This is a genomic window from Corynebacterium sp. MC3, assembly GCF_900099485.1.
GTDB lineage: Bacteria > Actinomycetota > Actinomycetes > Mycobacteriales > Mycobacteriaceae > Corynebacterium > Corynebacterium pseudogenitalium.
In genome coordinates this window covers 22,288-42,842 of sequence record NZ_LT622813.1, presented here as the reverse complement: position 1 = coordinate 42,842, position 20,555 = coordinate 22,288, and the positions used below count along the sequence as shown (strand labels likewise).

The following is a 20,555-nucleotide window of genomic DNA, read 5'->3' as shown; positions in this document are numbered from 1 at the left end:
TCAGCGTTTGATGGCGGTGAGATCTGGTGCCCAGGCAATGCACAGTCATTCCCGACGACCTGCATTGGTCGACGCTAAGAGGTCGACCGGAACGAAATCCAACCGGCCCCAACCCCGCCTCTCCCGGCGGACTATCCCTGTTTTACTCACCCACGTGCAGGGGGTGTACAGGAAACGTTCAGAGAAACGGCGTTAGATAGAGACAGTTATGTTCGCGGGCGTGGAAGCCATTCGTGGCGCCGACGCGTTTCCTGAGAGAAGTAACAGGAGGCGTGGAATGCCCTGGTCTATGAAGGAGTGAACTGTACATGTCTGAGGCTACGAAGCCTGTAAAGGTGCTCGTTGTTGACGATGAGCCGAATATCGTTGAGTTGTTGACGGTTTCTTTGAAGTTCCAGGGCTTTGAGGTTGAGAGTGCGGGGTCTGGCCAGGAGGCGCTGGAGAAGGTGAAGGACTTCCGTCCGGACGCGTTCATCCTTGACGTGATGATGCCGGGGATGGATGGCTTTGAGCTGTTGGGCAAGCTGCGCAGCGAGGGCATTGACGGCCCGGTGTTGTTCCTGACGGCGAAGGACGCGGTGGAGGACCGGATCCACGGCCTGACTATTGGCGCCGATGATTATGTGACGAAGCCGTTCTCCTTGGAGGAAGTGATTACTCGTCTGCGTGTGATTCTGCGTCGTGGCAAGGTGACGGAGGACGCAGATGAGGATACGACGCTGCGCTACGCCGATCTGACGTTGAATGATGAGACGCACGAGGTGACGAAGGCCGGCGAGATCATTGAGCTGTCGCCGACTGAGTTCAACCTGCTGCGCTACTTGATGCTGAATGCTGAGGTGGTGCTGTCGAAGGCGAAGATTCTGGATAACGTGTGGCACTACGACTTTGGTGGCGACGGCAACGTGGTTGAGTCGTACATTTCGTATCTGCGACGCAAGGTGGATAACGGTGATGTGCCGTTGATTCACACGGTGCGTGGCGTCGGCTATGTGCTGCGTACACCTCGTAAGTAAGGCGTAGGTGACCGATGAGTAGGCGTCGGCTTCATGCGCTTGCGTACTCGAGGACGAAGCCGCTGCAGAAGCAACTGGTGGCGTTGGTGTTGGCGATTGCTACGCTGGCGCTGGTGGTGAGCTTCTCTGCGGTGTATATCTTCATGCGCAGCATTTTGTATCAGCGTGTCGACGACCAGCTCAGCGAGGGGTTGGACACGTGGGTTGGTCAGGTGACGTGGGTGCCGTCGTCGGGTGCGCCGAGCGATTTTTATCAGGAGACGTGGTATCCGCAGTTCGGGACGTCGTGGAGCCCGGTGTATGTGGATACACCGCCGGACCTTTCGAGGGTCAAGCAGCAAGATAAGGCGGTGACGGTGCCGTCGACAGGCGTGGCGCCGGGCGTGAAGTGGCGCGCGATGTCACGTGAGATGCCGGACGGCACTGTGAAGTATGTTGCGAAAGAGCTTGACGCGGAGCAGCGCGTGCTGCGTTGGCTTGCGATTGTGGAAACGACATTTGGGCTCCTTGCCGTGGTGGGGATTGCGTGCGCGGGGCGCACCTATATTCGTAAGGCGTTGGCCCCGTTGCGTGAGGTAGAGAACACTGCGCTTGCAATTGCCGACGGCGATACGAAGCGCCGGGTGCCGGTGTGGTCGAGGGAGACTGAGGTCGGTAAGTTGTCGTACGCGATGAACACGATGGTGCAGCAGCTGCAGGAGTCCGTGGAGGATGCGCAGCTGAAGGAGGAGCAGATGCGTCGCTTTGTGGGTGACGCTTCTCATGAGCTGCGTACTCCGCTGACGAGTGTGCGCGGGTATGCGGAGCTGTACCGCAAGGGTATGGCGCCGGATGCGGACATGGTCATCGGCAAGATTGAGGAGGAGTCCGCCAGGATGCAGTTGCTGGTGGAGGATCTCCTCGCGTTGACTCGTGCGGAGGGCACTCGCCTGGATAAGCGCCAGGTGGATGTGTTGGAGATGGTGACTTCGGCGGTGAGCTCTGCGCATGCGGCGTTCCCGGAGCGTTCACTCACGATTGAGAACAACGCCTCCTGCGTGCCGACGGTCAACGGTGACCCCTCGCGGCTGCACCAGGTGTTGCTGAACCTGATTGTGAACGCGTTCAAGCACGCGGGCAAGGATGCGTCGGTCACGGTGGCGTTGCGGGAGAACCTGGACCGCATCATCATCGAAGTCATTGACGACGGCTGCGGTATGGAGGAGAAGGACGCGGAGCACATCTTCGAGCGGTTCTACCGCGCGGACAACTCCAGGAACCGCGCCTCCGGCGGTGGTTCGGGGTTGGGGTTGGCGATCGCGAAGTCCCTCATCGAGCAGCACGACGGCACTATCACCGTGAAAAGCGCGCCGGGTGAGGGCTCCACGTTCACCATTTCCCTCCCGATGGAGAAGGGCCCGAAGGATTAAGCCTCGAGTGCTGCGCGCAGCTTCTCCGCGGCCTCGTCCATCTTCGCCGGATCGGTTTCGTCCATCTTCATCACGGTGGACAGGTCGTAGCCGGACATGTCGTTGGCGGGGAAGACGTGGATGTGTGCGTGCGGCACTTCGAAGCCGGCGATGAGGTAGCCGGCGCGCTCGCTGCCAAATGCCTCGATGATGGCGTTGCCTACTCGCTGGGCAACGTCATTCATTTTTGCCCACAGCGCTGGCTCGATGTCGGTCCACTTATCGATCTCCTTGACGGGAACGACCAGCGTGTGACCGTACGCGATCGGCTCGATGGTGAGGAACGCGGCGACGTCCTCGTCCTTGTACACGAAGCGGCCTGGAATTTCACCTTGAATAATCTTTGTAAACACAGTGCTCATAGCGCCTAGGTTACCGGTAAGTTAGTGGGCATGCGCATCCTTGTTATCGGTTCGGGCGGCCGCGAACACGCCCTGTTGAAAGGTCTTGCAGGACACGAGCTCACTGTCGCGCCGGGAAACGCCGGCATGGCACCACTTGCTGAGGTGAGGAGTGTCGACGTCGCTTCGCCTGAGGCAGTCGTCGAGCTGGCGAAAGACGTTGACGCTGAGCTTGTCGTGATTGGCCCTGAGGTGCCGTTGGTTGCGGGAGCGGTTGACGCACTGCAGGCCGCGGGCATTCCGGCGTTCGGCCCGACGAAGGCCGCGGCGCAGCTGGAGGGGTCGAAGGCATTCGCGAAGGACGTCATGGCCGCCGCGGGTGTGGCGACGGCTCGGGCGCAGCGCGTTGAGCACATCGAGGATATCGACGCCGCTATCGAGGCGTTTGGCCCGCACTACGTGGTCAAGGATGATGGGCTGGCTGGCGGCAAGGGGGTCGTCGTCACGCTCGATGCTGCCGAGGCCCGCGCGCACGCTCGCGCGGTGATTGAGGCCGGCAACCCCGTGCTGTTCGAGTCCTTCCTGGAGGGCCCGGAGGTGTCACTGTTCTGCCTCGTTGACGGCGAGACCGTGGTGCCGCTGCTGCCAGCGCAGGACCACAAGCGCGCCTACGACAATGACGAGGGCCCGAACACTGGTGGGATGGGCGCGTACACGCCGCTTCCGTGGCTGCCGGAGGGCGGCGTGGACCGCATCGTGGACGAGATTGCGCGGCCGGTGGCGCGCGAGATGGTCGCCCGCGGCATCCCGTACCAGGGCCTGCTGTACGTCGGCGCCGCGTGGGGGCCAGAGGGCCCGTCGGTGGTGGAGTTCAATGCTCGCTTCGGCGACCCGGAGACCCAGCCGGTGCTCAGCCTGCTGCGCACCCCACTTGTCGACGTCCTCTACGCCGTAGCAACGGGCAGCCTCGACACGCTGCCGGCGCTGGACTGGGAGGACGGCTACGCGGCGACGGTGGTGCTGGCGGCGAAGGATTACCCGGAGCACCCGAAGACCGGGGACGCCATTAATGGCGCCGACCTGGACAACCCCGACGTGGTGTTGCACGCAGGTACCGCGACCAAGGATGGGGAGTACGTCTCTGCTGGTGGGCGCGTGCTCAACGTGCTGGGTAAGGGCGTAACGCTGCAGGACGCGGTGGACGCTGCCTACCAGGCGATTGGGCAGATTTCGCTCGAGGGTTCCTTCTACCGCAAGGACATTGGGCGGCGCGCGATTGAGGGAGAAATCCGTATCTAGCGCGCGTGTCGGGACGTTGTGCGATAATCAGCGTCGTGGCTGAGAAACTGTTGAAACCGAACAATAGCAACGTCCTGTCGAACCGCTACGCGTCGCCGGAAATGGCGACGCTGTGGAGCGCAGAACACAAGATCATTCTGGAGCGTCAGCTCTGGATCGCCGTGATGAAGGCGCAGCGTGAGCTGGGAGTCGAGATTCCCGAGGAGGCGATCGCTGCGTACGAGGCGGTCGTCGACAAGGTGGACCTGGCTTCGATTGCTGAGCGTGAGAAGGTCACGCGACATGACGTGAAGGCGCGCATTGAGGAGTTCAACGCGCTGGCCGGGTACGAGCACATCCATAAGGGGATGACCAGCCGTGACCTGACCGAGAATGTCGAACAGCTGCAGATTTATCGCTCGCTGGAGCTGATTCGCGACAAGTCGGTTGCGGTACTCAAGGCGATCGGGAACCGGGCGGATCAGTACTCCACCCTGGTGATGGCGGGGCGTTCGCACAACGTTGCGGCGCAGGCCACGACGCTGGGCAAGCGTTTCGCATCGGCGGCGGATGAGATGCTGGTAGCGGTTGAGCGCATCGAGACGCTGCTGGCGGCATATCCGCTGCGCGGCATCAAGGGCCCGATGGGCACCGCACAGGACATGCTCGACCTGATGGGTGGTGACGAGGCGAAGCTGCGCCAGCTGGAGCAGTCGGTGGCGCGCCACCTGGGATTTGAGCGCACCTTTGACTCGGTCGGCCAGGTCTACCCGCGCTCCCTGGACTTCGACGCTATCTCGGCGATCGTGCAGCTGGGAGCGGGTCCGTCGTCGCTCGCGACCACGATCCGCCTGATGGCCGGCAACGAGACGGTCACGGAGGGCTTCAAGGAGGGCCAGGTTGGTTCTTCGGCGATGCCGCACAAGATGAACGCGCGTTCCTGCGAGCGCGTCGGTGGCTTCCAGGTGATCCTGCGCGGCTACCTCACCATGGTCGCTGACCTTGCTGGGCAGCAGTGGAACGAGGGCGATGTGTTCTGCTCGGTGGTGCGCCGCGTGGCACTTCCGGACGCCTTCTTCGCTATCGACGGCCAGTTTGAGACATTTCTCACTGTGCTGGATGAGTTCGGTGCGTTCCCGGCGATGCTCAACCGTGAGCTGGACCGTTACCTGCCGTTCTTGGCCACGACGAGGATTTTGATGGCGGCGGTACGCGCGGGTGTGGGCCGTGAGACGGCGCACGAGATTATCAAGGAGCACGCGGTTGCGATGGCGCTTGATATGCGCGAAAATGGCGCTGAACAAAACCTCATTGAGCGCCTCGCCGCTGATGAGCGCCTCCCGCTCGACAAAGAGCAGCTGCAGGATGCGTTGGCTGACCGCCACGCGTTCATTGGCTCGGCGGAGTCGCAAGTCAGCAACGTGTGCGCTCGTATCCAACAGCTTATCGACGCCCACCCGGACGCCGCTGCGTACAAACCAGGGGAGATTCTGTAACCTTTATGTCCATGCGTCCAGAGCTTTCTGACTATACCCACCTGGCTGGCGGCAAAGTCCGCGAGATTTACGAGGTGGATGACGAAACGTTATTGATGGTGGCGTCCGACCGCATTTCGGCGTTCGACTTCTCGCTGGAGCCGGCGATCCCGGATAAGGGCCGGATTCTGACTGCCACGTCCATGTTCTTCTTCGACCTGCTTTCGGGTGTGCGCAATCACCTGGCGGGCCCGATTGATGATCCCCGGATTCCGGAGGAAGTCCTCGGCCGCTCGTACGTGGTGAAGAAGCTGAAGATGATTCCGTTCGAGTGCGTCGCTCGCGGTTACCTGACTGGTTCAGGCAAGAAGGAGTACGACCGCACCGGCATGGTGTGTGGTGTGAAGCTGCCCGAGGGCCTGGTTGAGGCCTCGAAGTTACCGGAGCCGATTTTCACTCCTGCGACGAAGGCTGCGCAGGGTGACCACGATGAGAATGTCACGTTCGAGTACGTGGAGGAGAAGGTGGGCGCGAAGCTCGCCGCCCAGCTGCGCGACCTCACCTTGGAGGTGTACACCAAGGCTGCGGAGTACGCGGAGACCAAGGGCATCATCCTGGCGGACACGAAGCTGGAGTTCGGCGTCGACGAGGAAGGCAACCTGGTCCTTGCGGACGAGGTACTCACGCCTGATTCGTCCCGCTACTGGCCAGCCGATACGTACGAGGAAGGCAAGGTGCAGCCGAGCTTCGATAAGCAGTACGTGCGCAACTGGCTCACCGGCCCGAAGTCCGGCTGGGACCCTGCGGAGAACACGCAGCCACCGGAGCTGCCTGGTTCCGTGGTGGAGGCGACCCGCGACCGCTACATCGAGGCGTACGAGCGCCTCAGCGGCGAGAAGTTTGGGGACTGGCCGGGGGCGCGTGCCTAAGGCGTGAGGTTGCGCGTAGACTCGTCGCCTATGACGAATTTCAGCGCGCAACCGCCAGTGGCAGCAAAACACCCTACGACTCGCGTGTTTCATGGACGCGAGTTCGTCGATAATTATGAGTGGCTCCGGGACAAGCAGTCCCCGGAGACCATTGCCTATTTGGAGGCGGAGAACGCGTATACCGCGGAGGTGACTGCCCCATTTGCCCCGCTCGCGGAGCAGGTTTACCAGGAGATGAAGTCTCGCATCAAGGAGACTGATATGTCCGTGCCGCAGCGCAACGGAGACTGGTGGTACTACGGCCGCACCATCGAGGGTAAGAGCTACGGCGTGTCCTGCCGCGTGCGGGTCGGCGACGACCCGTGGACGCCGCCGACGCTGCCGGAGGACGGCTCGCCGCTGCCGGGGGAGCAGGTGCTGCTTGACCTCAACGAGATGGCCGAAGGCCATGAGTTCTTCTCGCTCGGCGCGTCAGCGGTATCTACGTCGGGGCGCTTGCTCGCCTTTTCGACGGACACCTCCGGCGACGAACGCTTCGACCTGCGCATCAAGGACCTGGAGACCGGCGAGCTGCTGCCGGATACCATCGAAGGCGCCTTTTACGGCGCGACGTGGGCGGGGGAGCAGTACCTGTTTTACCTGCGCGTTGATGACGCGTGGCGCCCGCACCAGGTGTGGCGCCACGAGGTGGGCACGGCGGCGTCGGAGGACGTGCTGGTCTACCAGGAGGACGACGAGCGCTTCAACCTCGGCGTGGGCGGGGACCGCGCCGAGCAGTTCCTGTACATCGTGGCCAGCTCGAAGCTGACCAGCGAGTGGCGCGCGGTACCCCTGGAGACGCCGACCGCCGAGTTCGAGGTGCTGTGGCCGCGCGAGGAAGGCGTGGAGTACGACCTGGATTACGCGGAGCTCGCCGGGCGCGGGTACTGGGTGGTCACGCACAACGCCACCGGCCCCAACTTTGCAGTGGGGACCTGCCCGGTGGATGCGCGGGTGCCGCTGACTGAGCTGGAGACGTTCGTGGAGCACAGCGCGGACGTGCGCGTAGAGGGCGTCGATACGTACCGGGACTTCCTGTTTTGTGCCTACCGCTCCGGCGGCATTAGCAGGCTTGCGGTAGCGCCTGTGGAGGGCGGCAGCTTCGGCGCGCTGCGCGAGCTCGAGTTCGACGAGGAGCTCTACACCGTGGGCTTGGGCGGAAACCCTGAGTGGGACGCGCCGGTGGTGCGGCTGACCTACACCTCGTTTACGCAGCCGGCCCAGCTGTTCGACTACCAGGTGGCCACCCGCGGCCTGACGTTGCTGAAGCAGCAGGAGGTGCTTGGGGGTTACGACGCCGCCGATTACGTTGCCAGCCGCATGTGGGCTACGGCCGACGACGGAACCCAGGTGCCGATCTCCGTGGTGCACCGCGCGGACCTGGACATGACCCATCCGCACCCGACGCTGCTCTACGCCTACGGCTCCTACGAGTCCTCCGTGGACCCAGGCTTTTCCGTGGCGCGGCTGTCGTTGCTGGACCGCGGGATGGTTTGGGCGTGCGCGCACGTGCGCGGCGGCGGCGAGATGGGCCGCGGCTGGTACGACAACGGCAAGATGCTGACGAAGAAGAACACGTTCACCGACTTCATCGCGTGCGCCGACGAGCTGGTGCGCGCGAGCGTGAGCTCCTACGACACGCTTGTGGCCGAGGGCGGATCGGCGGGCGGGATGCTGATGGGCGCGATTGCGAACATGGCCCCGGAGAAGTTCGCGGGCATCCAGGCGATCGTCCCGTTCGTGGACCCGCTGACCTCAATCCTCATGCCGGAGCTGCCACTGACCGTGGTGGAGTGGGAGGAATGGGGCGACCCGTACCACGACCCGGAGGTGTACGACTACATGGCCTCCTACGCCCCGTACGAGAACATCACAGCCCAGCGCTACCCGGACATCCTTGCAGTGACCAGCCTGAACGATACGCGCGTGCTGTACGTGGAGCCCGCGAAGTGGGTGGCGAAGCTGCGTGAGATAGCTACGGGCGGGGAGATTCTGCTTAAGACGGAGATGTCTGCCGGTCACGGCGGTGTGTCCGGCCGCTACGAGAAGTGGAAGCAGACCGCGTTCGAGTACGCCTGGACGCTCGTACACTCGGGGGCGTGCACCGTCTAGCAGCCGCAAAATAAAGGACTCCCGCGGGAGGGATCCGTTCGTTATACTGTCTTCGTCGTAATGACCTCCGAGACACGAAGGATTCTCATGGCAAAAGTCGTGGTAAATGTCATGCCTAAGGCTGAAATTTTGGATCCGCAGGGCCAAGCTGTCCTGCGCGCGCTGGGCAGAATCGGGGTGAACGGTGTCGAGGACGTGCGTCAGGGCAAGCGCTTTGAAATCGAAGTCGACGACACCGTGTCCGACGATGAGCTCAAGCGCGTCGCCGAAACCCTCCTGGCAAATATGGTGATTGAAGACTTCGAGGTTGTTCGATGACGGCAACCATCGGTGTAATCACGTTCCCAGGCACGCTCGACGACGTCGATGCGTTGCGTGCAGTTCGCCTGGCTGGCGCACAGCCGAAGTCGCTGTGGCACGCTGATGAAGATTTGACGGGTGTTGACGCCGTCGTGGTCCCCGGTGGGTTTTCCTACGGGGACTATTTGCGTTCCGGAGCCATCGCCGCGCAAGCCCCAATGATGGGCGCTGTGGTGGAGGCTGCGAAGAAGGGCATGCCGGTGCTGGGCATCTGCAACGGTTTCCAGATCCTCACCGAGGCTGGACTGCTGCCGGGCGCGCTGACCCGCAATCAGCACCTGAACTTCCACTGCGTGGACACCTACCTTGAGGTGGCCAACGCGGAGACCGCGTGGACGAACCGCTTCAACGAGGGGGACAAGATCCTCGTGCCGGCGAAGCACGGCGAGGGCCGCTTCCAGGCGTCCGCCGAGACCATCGAGCAGCTGGAGAAGGAAGGCCGCGTGGTGTTCCGCTACACGGATAACTTCAACGGCTCTATCAACGCGATTGCTGGTGTGACGAGCGAAAACGGCCGCATCGTGGGGTTGATGCCGCACCCGGAGCACGCGATTGAGGCGCTTACGGGGCCGTCGACGGACGGGCTCGGGTTGTTCTTGTCCGCTATTTCTTCGATCGGAGCGTAGGGAAACAATGACTGTACATAATGACACGGTGGAGCACGCCGCGCAGACTCCTGAACTGGAGCAGCCCTACGCGGAACTCGGCCTGAAGACCGACGAGTACGAAAAGATCAAGCGCATCCTGGGCCGCCGCCCGACGGATGCGGAGCTGACGGTGTACTCCGTCATGTGGTCCGAGCACTGCTCCTACAAGTCCTCCAAGGTGCACCTGCGCTACTTCGGGGAGACGATGACGGAGGAGATGGCGTCGAAAATTCTGGCCGGTATTGGCGAGAACGCGGGCGTCGTCGACATCGGTGACGGCGACGCGGTGACCTTCCGCGTGGAGAGCCACAACCACCCGTCCTTCGTGGAGCCCTACCAGGGTGCCGCGACGGGTGTGGGTGGCATTGTGCGCGACATCATGGCGATGGGCGCGCGCCCAATCGCGGTGATGGACCAGCTGCGCTTCGGCCCTGCTGACGCGCCGGACACCAAGCGAGTCCTGCCTGGCGTGGTGCACGGCGTTGGCGGCTACGGCAACTCGCTGGGCCTGCCGAACATTGGCGGCGAGACCGTCTTCGACGAAGCATATGCGGGTAACCCGCTGGTCAACGCGCTGTGCGTGGGCACGCTCAAGGTCGAGGACCTGAAGCTGGCGTTCGCCTCCGGCACGGGCAACAAGGTGGTCCTCTTCGGCTCCCGCACGGGCCTTGACGGCATCGGCGGCGTGTCGGTGCTGGGCTCTGCGACCTTCGAGGAAGGCGAGGAGCGCAAGCTCCCAGCCGTCCAGGTTGGCGACCCGTTCGCGGAAAAGGTCCTCATCGAGTGCTGCCTGGAGCTGTACAAGGCCGGCGTTGTCGTCGGTATTCAGGACCTCGGTGGCGGCGGCTTGGCGTGTGCTACCTCCGAGCTGGCTGCGGCGGGCGACGGCGGCATGACCGTCAACCTGGACAACGTGCCACTGCGCGCGGCGAATATGAGCGCCGCCGAGATCCTGGCGTCCGAGTCCCAGGAGCGCATGTGCGCCGTGGTCACACCTGAGAACGTGGATCGCTTCATGGAGATCTGCGCGAAGTGGGAGGTCGGTGCGGCCGTGATTGGTGAGGTCACCGATGAGAAGGACCGCTACCTCGTCTACCACAAGGGCGAGCTGGTACTGGACGCGCCACCGTCATCGATCGACGAAGGCCCGGTCTACGACCGCCCGTACGCGCGCCCCGAATGGCTTGATGGCGTGCAGGCGAAGGCGGACGTCGATACTTCGGAGGACCTGGAGGCTACCTGGCTCAAGATGGTTGCCTCCCCGGCGCTGTGCTCCCGCGACTTCATTACGCAGCAGTACGACCGCTACGTGCGTGGCAACACCGTGCAGGCCCAGTACTCGGATGCGGGCGTGCTGCGCATCAACGAGGAGACCTCGCGCGGCGTGGCGATTTCCGCTGACGCGTCCGGCCGCTACGCCTACCTGGACCCGAACATGGGTGTGCGCCTCGCGCTTGCGGAGGCCTACCGCAATGTTGTGGTCACCGGCGCGAAGCCGGTCGCGGTGACGAACTGCCTCAACTTCGGTTCCCCTGAGAACCCCGACGTGATGTGGCAGTTCCGCGAAGCTGTCCACGGCCTCGCCGACGGTGCGGCTGAGCTGGAGATTCCGGTCTCCGGCGGCAACGTGTCCTTTTACAACCAGACCGGCGAGACCCCAATCCTGCCGACCCCAGTCGTGGGCGTGCTCGGCGTGATCGAGGACGTCAACGCCGCCATCCCGCACCGCCTGCCGAAGGGCGAGGGCAAGCAGGCCTTGCTCGTGCTGGGTGACACGAAGGCGGAGTTCGGCGGCTCGGTGTGGCAGGACATCTCCGGCCAGGGCCTGAGCGGCCTGCCGCCACAGGTAGACCTTGCCAACGAGGAGCGCCTCGGCGAGCTGCTGCACGCGAACAAGGACATCCTTGCCGCGCACGACCTCTCAGAAGGTGGCCTGTCCCAGGCTGTCTTCGAGATGCTGCTGGGCTCCGGCAAGGGCGCCAAGCTGGACCTTTCGGCGGTCCACGAGGACGCGTTCACCGCGCTGTTCTCCGAGTCCGCCTCCCGCGTGCTCGTCGCGGTGGATCCATCGCTTGTCGACGCCACCATCGAGCGCGCCAACGCAACCGGCGTCCCAGCGCACGTGTTGGGCACCACCACCGACGACGGCCAGATCACCTTCGGTGAGCACTCCGTCGCCGTGGCCGCGCTGGCCGACGCGTGGGCGAATACGTTGCCGGCACTGTTCGGCAACGCGACGGCCCCGAACGCCGCGCTGTAGTTAGCGCGATTTAGAGGTTATGCCGCCAGGTCATTACGGTGCCTGGCGGCGTTTCCATGCGCAGGCCTGTTGCCTCAACGCCGGGCTGGCCTGCGTCGTCGATGGAGAAGCTGACGAAGGTCTGGTTGTAGGTCTGATTGGGAACGAGCGCCTGCGGGTCCCGTGGCAGGACCGGGAGATCTACGGTGTCGCAGAGCTGGGTGGCAAAGTTGCGCACGCGGTTCGCCGCCACGTTGCCTTCGCCGACGATGGTGATGTCGGGGCTGAGCACGGCCTCGTCGGGGCTGTCGCCTGCGGTGTTGCCGGTGTAGATGTAGCTGATGTCGAAGCAGCGCAGCTGGGTCACGTCGGCGAGCGCGGTGTCGGCGTTGGTGTAGTTGCCGACACGCCTGCGTGCCTCCTGTCCTGAGATGACGCGGGGGTTCTCTACGCGTGCCCGGAAGTGGTACGCCCCGCCGCTATCGCCGAGGAGCGTGACGGCGGCGGACTGGCGGAACTGCAGCGCGGTCGCCGTCTTCGGCTGGGGCGCCGCGCAGCCAACCAGTGAACCGGCCACACAGGCGCTCGCGGCCAGCAGCGCAGCGGTTCGCTTCAGCACTGACATAGCCGCCACTAGTCGACGCGCTGCTGCGCATCGTCTGGGCGCACCAGCGGCTCCGGCTCATACTGCGCCCGCAGGTCCTTGAGCGTCTGCGTGTGCTCCCAGAGGCGCTTGTCCTCGTCCGTGACTGGGGTGAACTTGCGCGCGGCCAGCGGGTTGCCGTCGATGTCGATACCGATGTAGGTCACCGTGGCGTGAATCGCGTTCTGGAGCGACTCGCGTCCGCCGCGCGGGTCCCCCGATCGAACAAAGATGGAGGTATGCATCGAGCGGGAGTCTGTCCTGGTCAGGCGTGCTTCCACCTCGATGAGGTCGCCGATGTGGATCGGCTTATAGAAGCGGATGCCGCCCGCGTACACCGCTGCGGTGCGTTCCCCGGACCACTCCATCGTGCAGGCCATACCGGCCTCATCGATCCACTCCATGGCGGTGCCGCCGTGCACATCGCCGCCCCAGTTGATGTCGGTCGGCTTCGCCAGGAAGCGGTGGATGGTGCGTGGTGCGGTGGAGTCGTCCGTGTAGGTCTGCTCCAGCATGGACGCCTCGATGGCCTTGCGCAGGTCGATGCGGGAGATCGCGGCGGCTTCCACGCGGCGCTCCTCATCGGTCTCAGGCGTAAATGTCGGCACCGGGGTTGGGCGCCCAGCTGCATCCTTTGCCACGAAAATCACCAGGCAGTCGCACGCGCGGGTGAAAACACCTTCTCGTGGGTCTGCCGAGAGCACCTCGTTGACGATGTGCATGGAGGTGCGGCCAGTCATCGCGATCCGGGAACGGACCTCCACAATGTGACCCGACGGAATCGGTCGGGTGAAGTGGATGTGGCCGACGTAGGCAGTCACGCAGTAGGTCGAAGACCACTGCGCGGCACACGCGTATGCCGCCTTGTCGATCCACTGCAACACACGGCCACCGGAGACGCCCTGGGCGCCCGCGTGGAGAACATCTGTAGGAGCCGCCATGAAACGCAGCGTGATGGAAGGAGACTTCATGGCACCACAGCATAATATGAAATCCATGGCACAGAGGAAGGCACCGAAGAAGACAGAGGTTGACCCGGCAGCGACTCGAGCGGCCTTCTTGGCAATCAAGGACTGGCTGTTGGACGAAGAGGGCGTCGACAAGCCCGGCAGGGCTTTGCTTGCCGACGCCGTGCGACGCACCGCCCGCACCCTCGCCCACGAGATGCCCGGGCACACAGTAGAGCTGCGAGTACCCCCGTTTGTTGCGGTGCAGTGCGTCGAAGGCCCCCGCCACACCCGCGGCACCCCGCCCAACGTCGTGGAAATGGACCCGACCACCTGGCTGCGAATCGCCACAGGTTGTGCCACTTTCGAGGAAGAAGTTCGCGCCGGGCGTATCGACGCCTCCGGCTCCCGAGCCCACGAAGTCCAAAAAGGGCTGCCCGTTCTACCCCTTCACCCCTAGGTGTTCGTTAGAGTAGAGCACGTGCGAACCGAAGAGGAATACATCGGGGATGACACGCCGCGCGAAGAATGCGGTGTGTTCGGCGTTTGGGCGCCCGGTGAAGACGTATCAAAACTGACATATTTCGGACTATTTGCCCTCCAGCACCGCGGCCAAGAAGGCGCAGGTATCGCTGTGGGCGACCATGACCAAGTGGTGGTGTTCAAGGACATCGGGCTGGTCAGCCAAATCTTTGACGAGCCGACGCTCGGCGCGCTGCAAGGCGACGTCGCCATCGGCCACACCCGGTACTCCACGGCGGGCAACAACTCGTGGGACAACGTGCAGCCAATGTATCGCGTCAGCCCCAACGGCACCGACGTCGCGCTGGCACACAACGGCAACCTGACCAACTACGTCGAGCTGCAGCGCGAGGCCGTGGAGCGCAAGCTTATCCCCGCCGACGGGGTAGAGGGCCAGGGCTCCTCCTCCGACACGGCGGTCGTCTCTGCCCTCCTCGCCGACGCCATCCGCGACGACGTCACCCTCCTGGAATCCGCGCGCCAACTCCTGCCGCGCGTCAAGGGAGCGTTCTGCTTCATGGTGACCGACGGTAAGACCCTCTACGCGGCCCGCGACCCACACGGCGTGCGCCCACTGTGCCTCGGCCGCCTGGAACGCGGCTGGGTCGTCGCATCCGAAACGTGTGCGCTGGACATCGTGGGCGCCTCCTTCGTCCGCGACATCGAACCGGGCGAGCTCATCGCCATCGACGAGACCGGCGTCCACTCCGAGCGCTTCGCCGACGCACCACACGCGCACTGCGTTTTCGAGTACGTCTACGTCGCCCGGCCCGACTCAGTTGTCGACGGCCAATCCGTCAACAGCGCCCGCATCGACATCGGACGCCGCCTGGCCCGCGTCGCACCCGTCGACGCCGACCTGGTCATGCCGGTCCCAGAGTCCGGCACCCCGGCCGCCATCGGCTACGCCGAGGAATCCGGCATCCCGTTTAAGCAGGGCATGATGAAGAACGCCTACGTGGGCCGCACCTTCATCCAGCCCTCGGACACGCTGCGCCAGTTGGGCCTGCGACTGAAGCTCAACCCGGTGCGCGAAGTCATCGAGGGTAAGAAGCTCGTCGTCGTGGATGACTCCATCGTGCGCGGCAACACCCAGCGCAAACTGATCCGTATGCTGCGCGAGGCCGGCGCCGCCGAAGTGCACGTGCGCATCGCTTCGCCACCGGTGAAGTGGCCGTGCTTCTACGGCATCGACTTCGCCAGCCCCGGCGAGCTCATCGCCAACCACGGGCGCGGCGGCAACGAAGAAGTTGTTGCCGAGTCCATCAGGACCATGGTGGGTGCGGACTCCCTGGCGTTCGTCACCACCGAGGACATGATCGCCTCCACCAACCAGCCAGCCTCCAACCTCTGCGCGGCCTGCTTTACCGGCGAGTACCCACTCGGCCTCCCGGAGGGCAACCACAACGCAGATCTTGTTCGTCGTCTTCAGAAAGGTGAAAACGCATCATGACCCACCACAACACCCCAGCTGACTCGGGCGTGTCCTACGAGGCCGCAGGTGTCTCCATCGAAGCCGGCGACAAGGCCGTAGAGTTGCTCGCGCCCCTTGCCAAGCGCGCCTCCCGCCCAGAGGTCCAGGGCGGCATCGGCGGCTTCGCCGGCCTGTTCGCCTTGGGCAAGTACAAGGAGCCGCTGCTCGCGGCCGGATCCGACGGCGTCGGTACCAAGCTGGCCGTCGCTCAGGCGATGGACAAGCACGACACCATCGGCATCGACCTGGTCGCCATGTGCGTCGACGACCTCGTCGTCTGCGGCGCGGAGCCACTTTTCTTGCAGGACTACATCGCGATCGGCAAGGTCGTCCCCGAGAAGGTCGCTGACATCGTTTCCGGCATCGCCGAGGGCTGCGTCCAGGCAGGCTGCGCCCTGCTCGGTGGCGAGACCGCGGAGCACCCAGGCGTCATGGACGTCAACGACTACGACGTCTCCGCCACCGCCATCGGCGTCGTCGAAGCTTCCGAGCTCCTCGGCCCGGACAAGGTCCGCGAGGGCGACACCATCATCGCGATGGCGTCCTCCGGCCTACACTCCAATGGCTACTCACTCGCACGCTACGTGCTGCTCGAGCGCGCCGGCCTGCCTCTCGACGGCCACGTCGACGCCCTCGGCCGCACCCTCGGCGAGGAGCTTTTGGAACCAACCAAGATCTACGCCCTCGACTGCCTGGCGCTTGCCAAGGAGTGCGACGTGCGCACGTTCTGCCACGTCACCGGCGGCGGCCTGGCCGGCAACATGGAGCGCATCATCCCTGAAGGCCTGGTCGCAGACATGGACCGTTCCACCTGGACCCCCGGTCCGATCTTCCAGACCATCCAGTCCGTCGGCGACGTCCCCGTCGAGGAGATGGAGAAGACCTTCAACATGGGCATCGGCATGGTGGCCGTCGTGGCACCAGAAGCGCGTGACCAGGCGTTGGCGCTGCTGAAGGACCGCGGCATCGACAGCTGGGTCCTCGGCGAGGTCCGCGCTGCAGATGCCGACGAGGATGCCCGCGCGGTGCTTCGGGGCCAGCATTCTTAGGAATCACGCACCACATTCCGCAATTTCAATCACCGGGCTTCACAAAAGCCCAGGTCGCTGATTGGCTGTGCAGGAATGTGGTGTCGCCTTAGTGGCCTCAGTGCCAAAGGACGCACCCAGTTTTATCTAGCCCTTTTGTGACCTGTGGATATGTAAGTGGCCTGTTTTGGAATTGCGTCCTTTGGCACTCGTGCTCCCGTGCGTGCACCAAATTCTCTCCCGCCCGACCAGCGACTAGGGAAAACGCCAGGCCTCTACCTAAAACGCTTTATGTCAAGTGGTTGTGAACATGGTTGGGTGTTAGATCGTGATGGGTTGTGGGGGCGGGGCGGTTTGGGTAGTGGTGCGGATGATGCTGACTTCTGCCGGAATGCCTGTGCCAGCTGCGGTGTTCGGAAGTTGAGTGATGATGCCTTCGCGTAGCGCGTTTCGCATCCCCTCCTCGCGTTGGTGTTGCAGTTTGTCCCAGGTGCCGTCGAGGATTGCTTGTGGTGGGTAGTAGTTGATTCCACTGTGGGGAGTGGCGTTATAGACCGGCACCCATTCGTTGAGCCAGTTTTTGGCGTGGCCGAGTGTGGCAAACGTTTTCGGGTAGTAGGTCCTGCCTTTCATGGTGTGGAATACCGACTCGGTATGCGGATTGTCGTTGCTGGTGTGAGGCCGGTTAAATGAGCGGGCCACACCGTGTTTGGCGAAGAGTTTGCCGAGGCGTTTGCTTGTCATCGCACTGCCGTTATCAGAGTGCACGGTTTTCACGTGGGGAAAACGAGTCAGGATGTCGTCAAACATTGCTGCTGCTACGTGGCTGTTTTCGCGTTCTGCTACGACGCAGCCAACGATTGCGCGGGAGTACAGGTCAATGACCGTGTGGCATGCAAAGTTTTGTCCGACGTATTGTCCAGGCAAGAAGGTAATGTCCCAGCACAGTACCTGGCCAGGTGCTGTGGCGCGTACATGTGGCGGGGAGGCGTTTCGTTTGCGTTGAGCTTGCTTGGCTTTGGTGTTGTGTCGTTGGTAGAGCAATCGTCCATGTTTTTTGGCAACTCGGTAGAAACTGCGCAGGCTTGCCAGGTAAATCCCGTTGTTTAACGCGGCGTAAAATACCTGGTCCACCCCGGAATGTGGATTGGCGTCTAACAATTCCAAGATGCGCTCGACAGTGGTATCGGACAGTCGGTTGATCCGTCGTTTGTCGTAGGCAATTGGATCGGCAACACGTGGGCGTGGCTTCGTTTGATAGAACACGCGGCTGCGTGAGACTCCGATGATGCGCATTGCGTGAGTTTTCGAATAGCCACAGTCAACTAACTGGTCAATCAGTGTTTCTTCTGCGTGTTGTCCTTGGTCGTAGAGGCGTTGTTGGTCTTGAGTGAGGACTCTTCCGCCACGTTTGAGTCCACGCCATGTTGCCCTGGCATGGTCGCTAAAGCTTTTCCCAACACATCAGTGGCTAATTCAGCCCGCTCTGCTCTTTCTGTTGCCTTATCCAGGGCACGCTGCATAGCTTCCTCCCGACGCTTCGCATCGAGTTCGAGCTTGCGCTTTTGCTGCATCAACGCGGAGACTTCCTTGCGTAACTGCTGGATTTCAACGCACTCATCCATCGTCAACGTTCCAATCCTCCTTGGTGTAGTACGCGTGGTGAGATCACCATCGGCAACCATTGCTGTCCAGCGTCGCACGGTGTGGTCAGCAAGTCCATGTTCAATCAACCACGCTTCTTTCTGGCCATACGGCACCAGCTGATATTCAATGACCATCTCACGGATGTAGTCAGGTGAATACCTTCCCCGATATGCTTCATCAACGCTGCGTTTGGCTCGTTGAATACCATCTAAACCATCAGTGGTGGACTTTGATAACTGTAATGCGCGGGCCCAGCGCTTGATATCGCAAGACTGGATTGCCTGTCGGGTGCACCATGGGCCTTTCGTGCCGTACGGCAACCGGTTATAAATCGTGATCATTTGTCGCTGCTGTGCTGGATGAAACCACCTGCCAGAGCCAGTAGTGCGGTACGGGGAGAACACGACTGCTACTGCTTGAAGTGAGGCCAACGTGTCTTCATCGAGTACTTGCCCCGCTGCCAGCACACGCGGTGGCATTGCTAGGATCTCTTTGACTTCCTCGCGTGATGTTTTAGTCTTGCCCCCGTGGGTCCTTACCGGGGTTGCAACGGTCGGTGGTGACGTCAACGCTGACGGCACCAACTCAGGCAACTGTGGGTCGGTCATGAACAAAACCTCCTATGGATTGACGTTCACAACCATCCTGACACTAAGGGAAACCAAGGAATTTGGTGTCTCCTTGGTGCCAGCAGCCCCTGAACGAGTGTTAAAGGCACCAAAAGAACACCCGCGGCCCGGATGGGCAGCAGGTGTTCTTTGTAAGCGTTGGACGTTTAGCGGCCTGAGGTGCCGTACGCATCCCAGTCGGCGTAATCGGCGTACTGTTCATCTACCTCGTAGTCGTCGTCCTCTTCCCAGCTCTTCTTCGGAGCTTTGCCTGCGAGCTCGCGTTGCAGCGACTCGAGGTCCATTTCAGGAGAGTTGTACTTCAGTTGGCGAGCAACCTTGGTCTGCTTTGCTTTGGCGCGTCCGCGACCCATTGCGTGACCCCCTTGAGGTGGTTCTTCTGGGCGGCTCCCGGGCAGGGAGCGGCCTCATGCTTTTCGATTCGTTAATTGTCCTGTAGGACATAATAGCGCGAACGTTCCAAAAATTCCCCTCCACGGGGTGACCTGTGTGTTTGCCCAGCGGGCCCCGGCAAGAGCCCGCACCGGGCCCCAATTTGAGACCTAGTTGCCGCGCAGCCGTTGTTGCGCCTTGCGTCCGGCTTTCTCGCCCTCGTCGGTGGGGAGGGAATCGGGGTCGATGCGGGCGGCGACGCCGTCGATGTCAAGGTCGACGTCAGTGCCGGCGTTGAGTGCGGACCGTTTCAGGCGGGCCAGTGCGATGGGGCCGTAGTCGGCGTCGTGGACGACGGTGCCGAGTGTGCCAACCGCGCGCCCGCCCGCCCGGATGGTTGCACCGATCTCTGGCTCGGTGGGTGCGGAGCCGTCGAGCTGCAGCATGACCATCAGGCGGGGGGAGCGGCCAATGTTTTCCACGCGCGCGACGGTCTCTTGTCCGCGGTAGCAGCCCTTCTCCAGGTGGACTGCGGCGATGCGGTCGCCGCGGTTGATCAGGCGCGGGGCTTCGTGCGGGATGGTTTTTTCGTCGCAGTCGGCGCCGAGTTCGGGCTCGCCGGCCCGCACGCGCTCGGCGGTGAACGCCATGAGCCCCAGAAGAGTGCGGAGCCCACCCGGGGGGGGGAGCGCCGGGCCCAGAAGATAACCGTCTTTACCCGGGCGGATGGGGGGGTCCCGTTTCTTTTAACCACATCGAGAGGTGAACGGCGGTGAACGCCATGAGCCCGCCGAGCACGCCGCCGCGTTCCACCAGCGCATCGACGACCTCTTCGAGCCGGTCGCGTTCGACCGCGATGTCGAAGCGCGCGTGCGCGGTCCACGGGGACACCCGCCGGGAAAACGCCGTGCCGTCCATCGACGCGAGGGCTTCCGTGGCGTCGGCTGGGCCGATGAGCGTGAGGATCGCCAGGTCGGTGTCGGTGATGGTGACGTCGGACCAGAACACCATTTTGCGCAGGAACGCGGTGAAGGTTTCGTATTGCGCGGCTGGCAGGTCGAGGTAGAACGTGGCGCCGTCGTAGAAGACGTCGGCGTGGTGGAGGATCCTGCCCTGCGCGTCGAGGTCGAGGGCGGAGGCTGCGAAGCCGGAGGGGGCGTCGTCAAGCTTTTGTGAGAGGAGATTGTTTAAGAACTCTGGTGCGTCGGGCCCCGCGACCGTGACGACGCGGCGCTGCGAGCGGTCGATGATGACGGGCTGGGTGTCCATGGCGCGTTGTTCGCCGAGCGGCTCCCCGTAGTGCCAGGCGACCCCCTTCGCGTCGAGCGGCGTCGTGCCCGCAAACTCTGCGGCGCCAGGGCGTTGCAAAAGTGGAGAAGAGTTCAACACATCCACCATCGTAGCGGGAT

At 63.1% G+C, this 20,555-nt stretch carries 18 protein-coding genes and 1 pseudogene; 12 read left to right on the top strand and 7 right to left on the bottom strand.

Annotated elements, in window-relative coordinates; translation table 11 throughout:
* Nucleotides 1-308: 308 nt before the first annotated feature.
* Nucleotides 309-1,016 carry a response regulator transcription factor gene (locus BQ4436_RS03540; RefSeq protein ID WP_070361930.1) on the top strand — a complete coding sequence of 236 codons (708 nt, stop codon included), beginning with the start codon at nt 309-311 and terminating at the stop codon, nt 1,014-1,016.
* Between the two features lie 14 nt (nt 1,017-1,030).
* Complete coding sequence (locus BQ4436_RS03535; protein ID WP_070478094.1) at nt 1,031-2,425, top strand: sensor histidine kinase; 1,395 nt, start codon at nt 1,031-1,033, stop codon at nt 2,423-2,425.
* On the opposite strand, the gene BQ4436_RS03530 is transcribed toward BQ4436_RS03535, so the two are convergent.
* Nucleotides 2,422-2,826, bottom strand: coding sequence for an HIT family protein (locus BQ4436_RS03530; protein ID WP_070361932.1), 405 nt, complete (start codon nt 2,824-2,826; stop codon nt 2,422-2,424). The two genes, BQ4436_RS03535 and BQ4436_RS03530, sit on opposite strands and share 4 nt — an antisense overlap.
* A gap of 30 nt (nt 2,827-2,856) precedes the next feature.
* On the opposite strand from BQ4436_RS03530, the gene purD reads away from it, so the two are divergent.
* The 7 genes from purD to purL all read left to right on the top strand — a co-directional run bounded on the left by purD (nt 2,857) and on the right by purL (nt 11,905).
* On the top strand, nt 2,857-4,104 hold the full coding sequence (gene purD / locus BQ4436_RS03525) for a phosphoribosylamine--glycine ligase (protein WP_070975667.1): 1,248 nt from the start codon (nt 2,857-2,859) through the stop codon (nt 4,102-4,104).
* A gap of 26 nt (nt 4,105-4,130) precedes the next feature.
* Nucleotides 4,131-5,579, top strand: coding sequence for an adenylosuccinate lyase (gene purB / locus BQ4436_RS03520; RefSeq protein WP_070975666.1), 1,449 nt, complete (start codon nt 4,131-4,133; stop codon nt 5,577-5,579).
* Nucleotides 5,580-5,590: 11 nt separating this feature from the next.
* Nucleotides 5,591-6,487, top strand: a complete 897-nt coding sequence (locus tag BQ4436_RS03515; RefSeq protein ID WP_070975665.1) for a phosphoribosylaminoimidazolesuccinocarboxamide synthase — start codon at nt 5,591-5,593, stop codon at nt 6,485-6,487.
* Between the two features lie 30 nt (nt 6,488-6,517).
* Nucleotides 6,518-8,638, top strand: a complete 2,121-nt coding sequence (locus BQ4436_RS03510) for a S9 family peptidase (protein WP_070975539.1) — start codon at nt 6,518-6,520, stop codon at nt 8,636-8,638.
* A gap of 87 nt (nt 8,639-8,725) precedes the next feature.
* Complete coding sequence (gene purS, locus BQ4436_RS03505; protein WP_070361934.1) at nt 8,726-8,956, top strand: phosphoribosylformylglycinamidine synthase subunit PurS; 231 nt, start codon at nt 8,726-8,728, stop codon at nt 8,954-8,956.
* The gene (gene purQ / locus BQ4436_RS03500; protein ID WP_070478088.1) at nt 8,953-9,624 is read left to right on the top strand and encodes a phosphoribosylformylglycinamidine synthase subunit PurQ; all 672 of its coding nucleotides are present in this window, start codon (nt 8,953-8,955) and stop codon (nt 9,622-9,624) included. Before purS ends, purQ begins: the two co-directional genes overlap by 4 nt.
* 7 nt (nt 9,625-9,631) lie before the next feature.
* A complete protein-coding gene (gene purL, locus BQ4436_RS03495; protein ID WP_070975538.1) occupies nt 9,632-11,905 on the top strand; it encodes a phosphoribosylformylglycinamidine synthase subunit PurL in 2,274 nt (757 codons plus the stop codon).
* A 10-nt stretch (nt 11,906-11,915) separates the two neighbouring features.
* On the opposite strand, the gene BQ4436_RS03490 is transcribed toward purL, so the two are convergent.
* A complete protein-coding gene (locus BQ4436_RS03490) occupies nt 11,916-12,509 on the bottom strand; it encodes a hypothetical protein (RefSeq protein WP_143000794.1) in 594 nt (197 codons plus the stop codon).
* Between the two features lie 8 nt (nt 12,510-12,517).
* Nucleotides 12,518-13,498 carry an acyl-CoA thioesterase gene (locus BQ4436_RS03485; RefSeq protein WP_350338464.1) on the bottom strand — a complete coding sequence of 327 codons (981 nt, stop codon included), beginning with the start codon at nt 13,496-13,498 and terminating at the stop codon, nt 12,518-12,520.
* A 25-nt stretch (nt 13,499-13,523) separates the two neighbouring features.
* Between BQ4436_RS03485 and BQ4436_RS03480 the strand changes: the two genes are divergently transcribed.
* From BQ4436_RS03480 to purM, 3 genes are read left to right on the top strand one after another with little or no spacing between them, the layout of a single operon-like run.
* A complete protein-coding gene (locus BQ4436_RS03480; protein WP_070975535.1) occupies nt 13,524-13,934 on the top strand; it encodes a sterol carrier family protein in 411 nt (136 codons plus the stop codon).
* Nucleotides 13,935-13,955: 21 nt separating this feature from the next.
* Entirely contained in the window at nt 13,956-15,449 is a 1,494-nt protein-coding gene (gene purF, locus BQ4436_RS03475; protein WP_252931992.1) for an amidophosphoribosyltransferase, read from the top strand.
* Nucleotides 15,446-16,519, top strand: a complete 1,074-nt coding sequence (purM, locus tag BQ4436_RS03470; protein WP_070975533.1) for a phosphoribosylformylglycinamidine cyclo-ligase — start codon at nt 15,446-15,448, stop codon at nt 16,517-16,519. The genes purF and purM overlap by 4 nt, the downstream gene beginning before the upstream one ends.
* Before the next feature lie 300 nt (nt 16,520-16,819).
* On the opposite strand, the gene BQ4436_RS03465 is transcribed toward purM, so the two are convergent.
* From BQ4436_RS03465 to BQ4436_RS12625, 4 genes and pseudogenes are all read right to left on the bottom strand, one after another.
* A complete protein-coding gene (locus tag BQ4436_RS03465) occupies nt 16,820-17,794 on the bottom strand; it encodes an IS3 family transposase (RefSeq protein WP_070975143.1) in 975 nt (324 codons plus the stop codon).
* A 41-nt stretch (nt 17,795-17,835) separates the two neighbouring features.
* Nucleotides 17,836-18,753 (bottom strand): hypothetical protein, encoded by a 918-nt coding sequence (locus tag BQ4436_RS11915; RefSeq protein WP_143000740.1) that lies wholly within the window; start codon nt 18,751-18,753, stop codon nt 17,836-17,838.
* Between the two features lie 167 nt (nt 18,754-18,920).
* Nucleotides 18,921-19,127 (bottom strand): DUF3073 domain-containing protein, encoded by a 207-nt coding sequence (locus BQ4436_RS03455; RefSeq protein WP_070975532.1) that lies wholly within the window; start codon nt 19,125-19,127, stop codon nt 18,921-18,923.
* Nucleotides 19,128-19,316: 189 nt separating this feature from the next.
* Nucleotides 19,317-20,544 (bottom strand): annotated as a pseudogene (locus BQ4436_RS12625) (folate-binding protein YgfZ).
* Nucleotides 20,545-20,555: the final 11 nt, after the last annotated feature.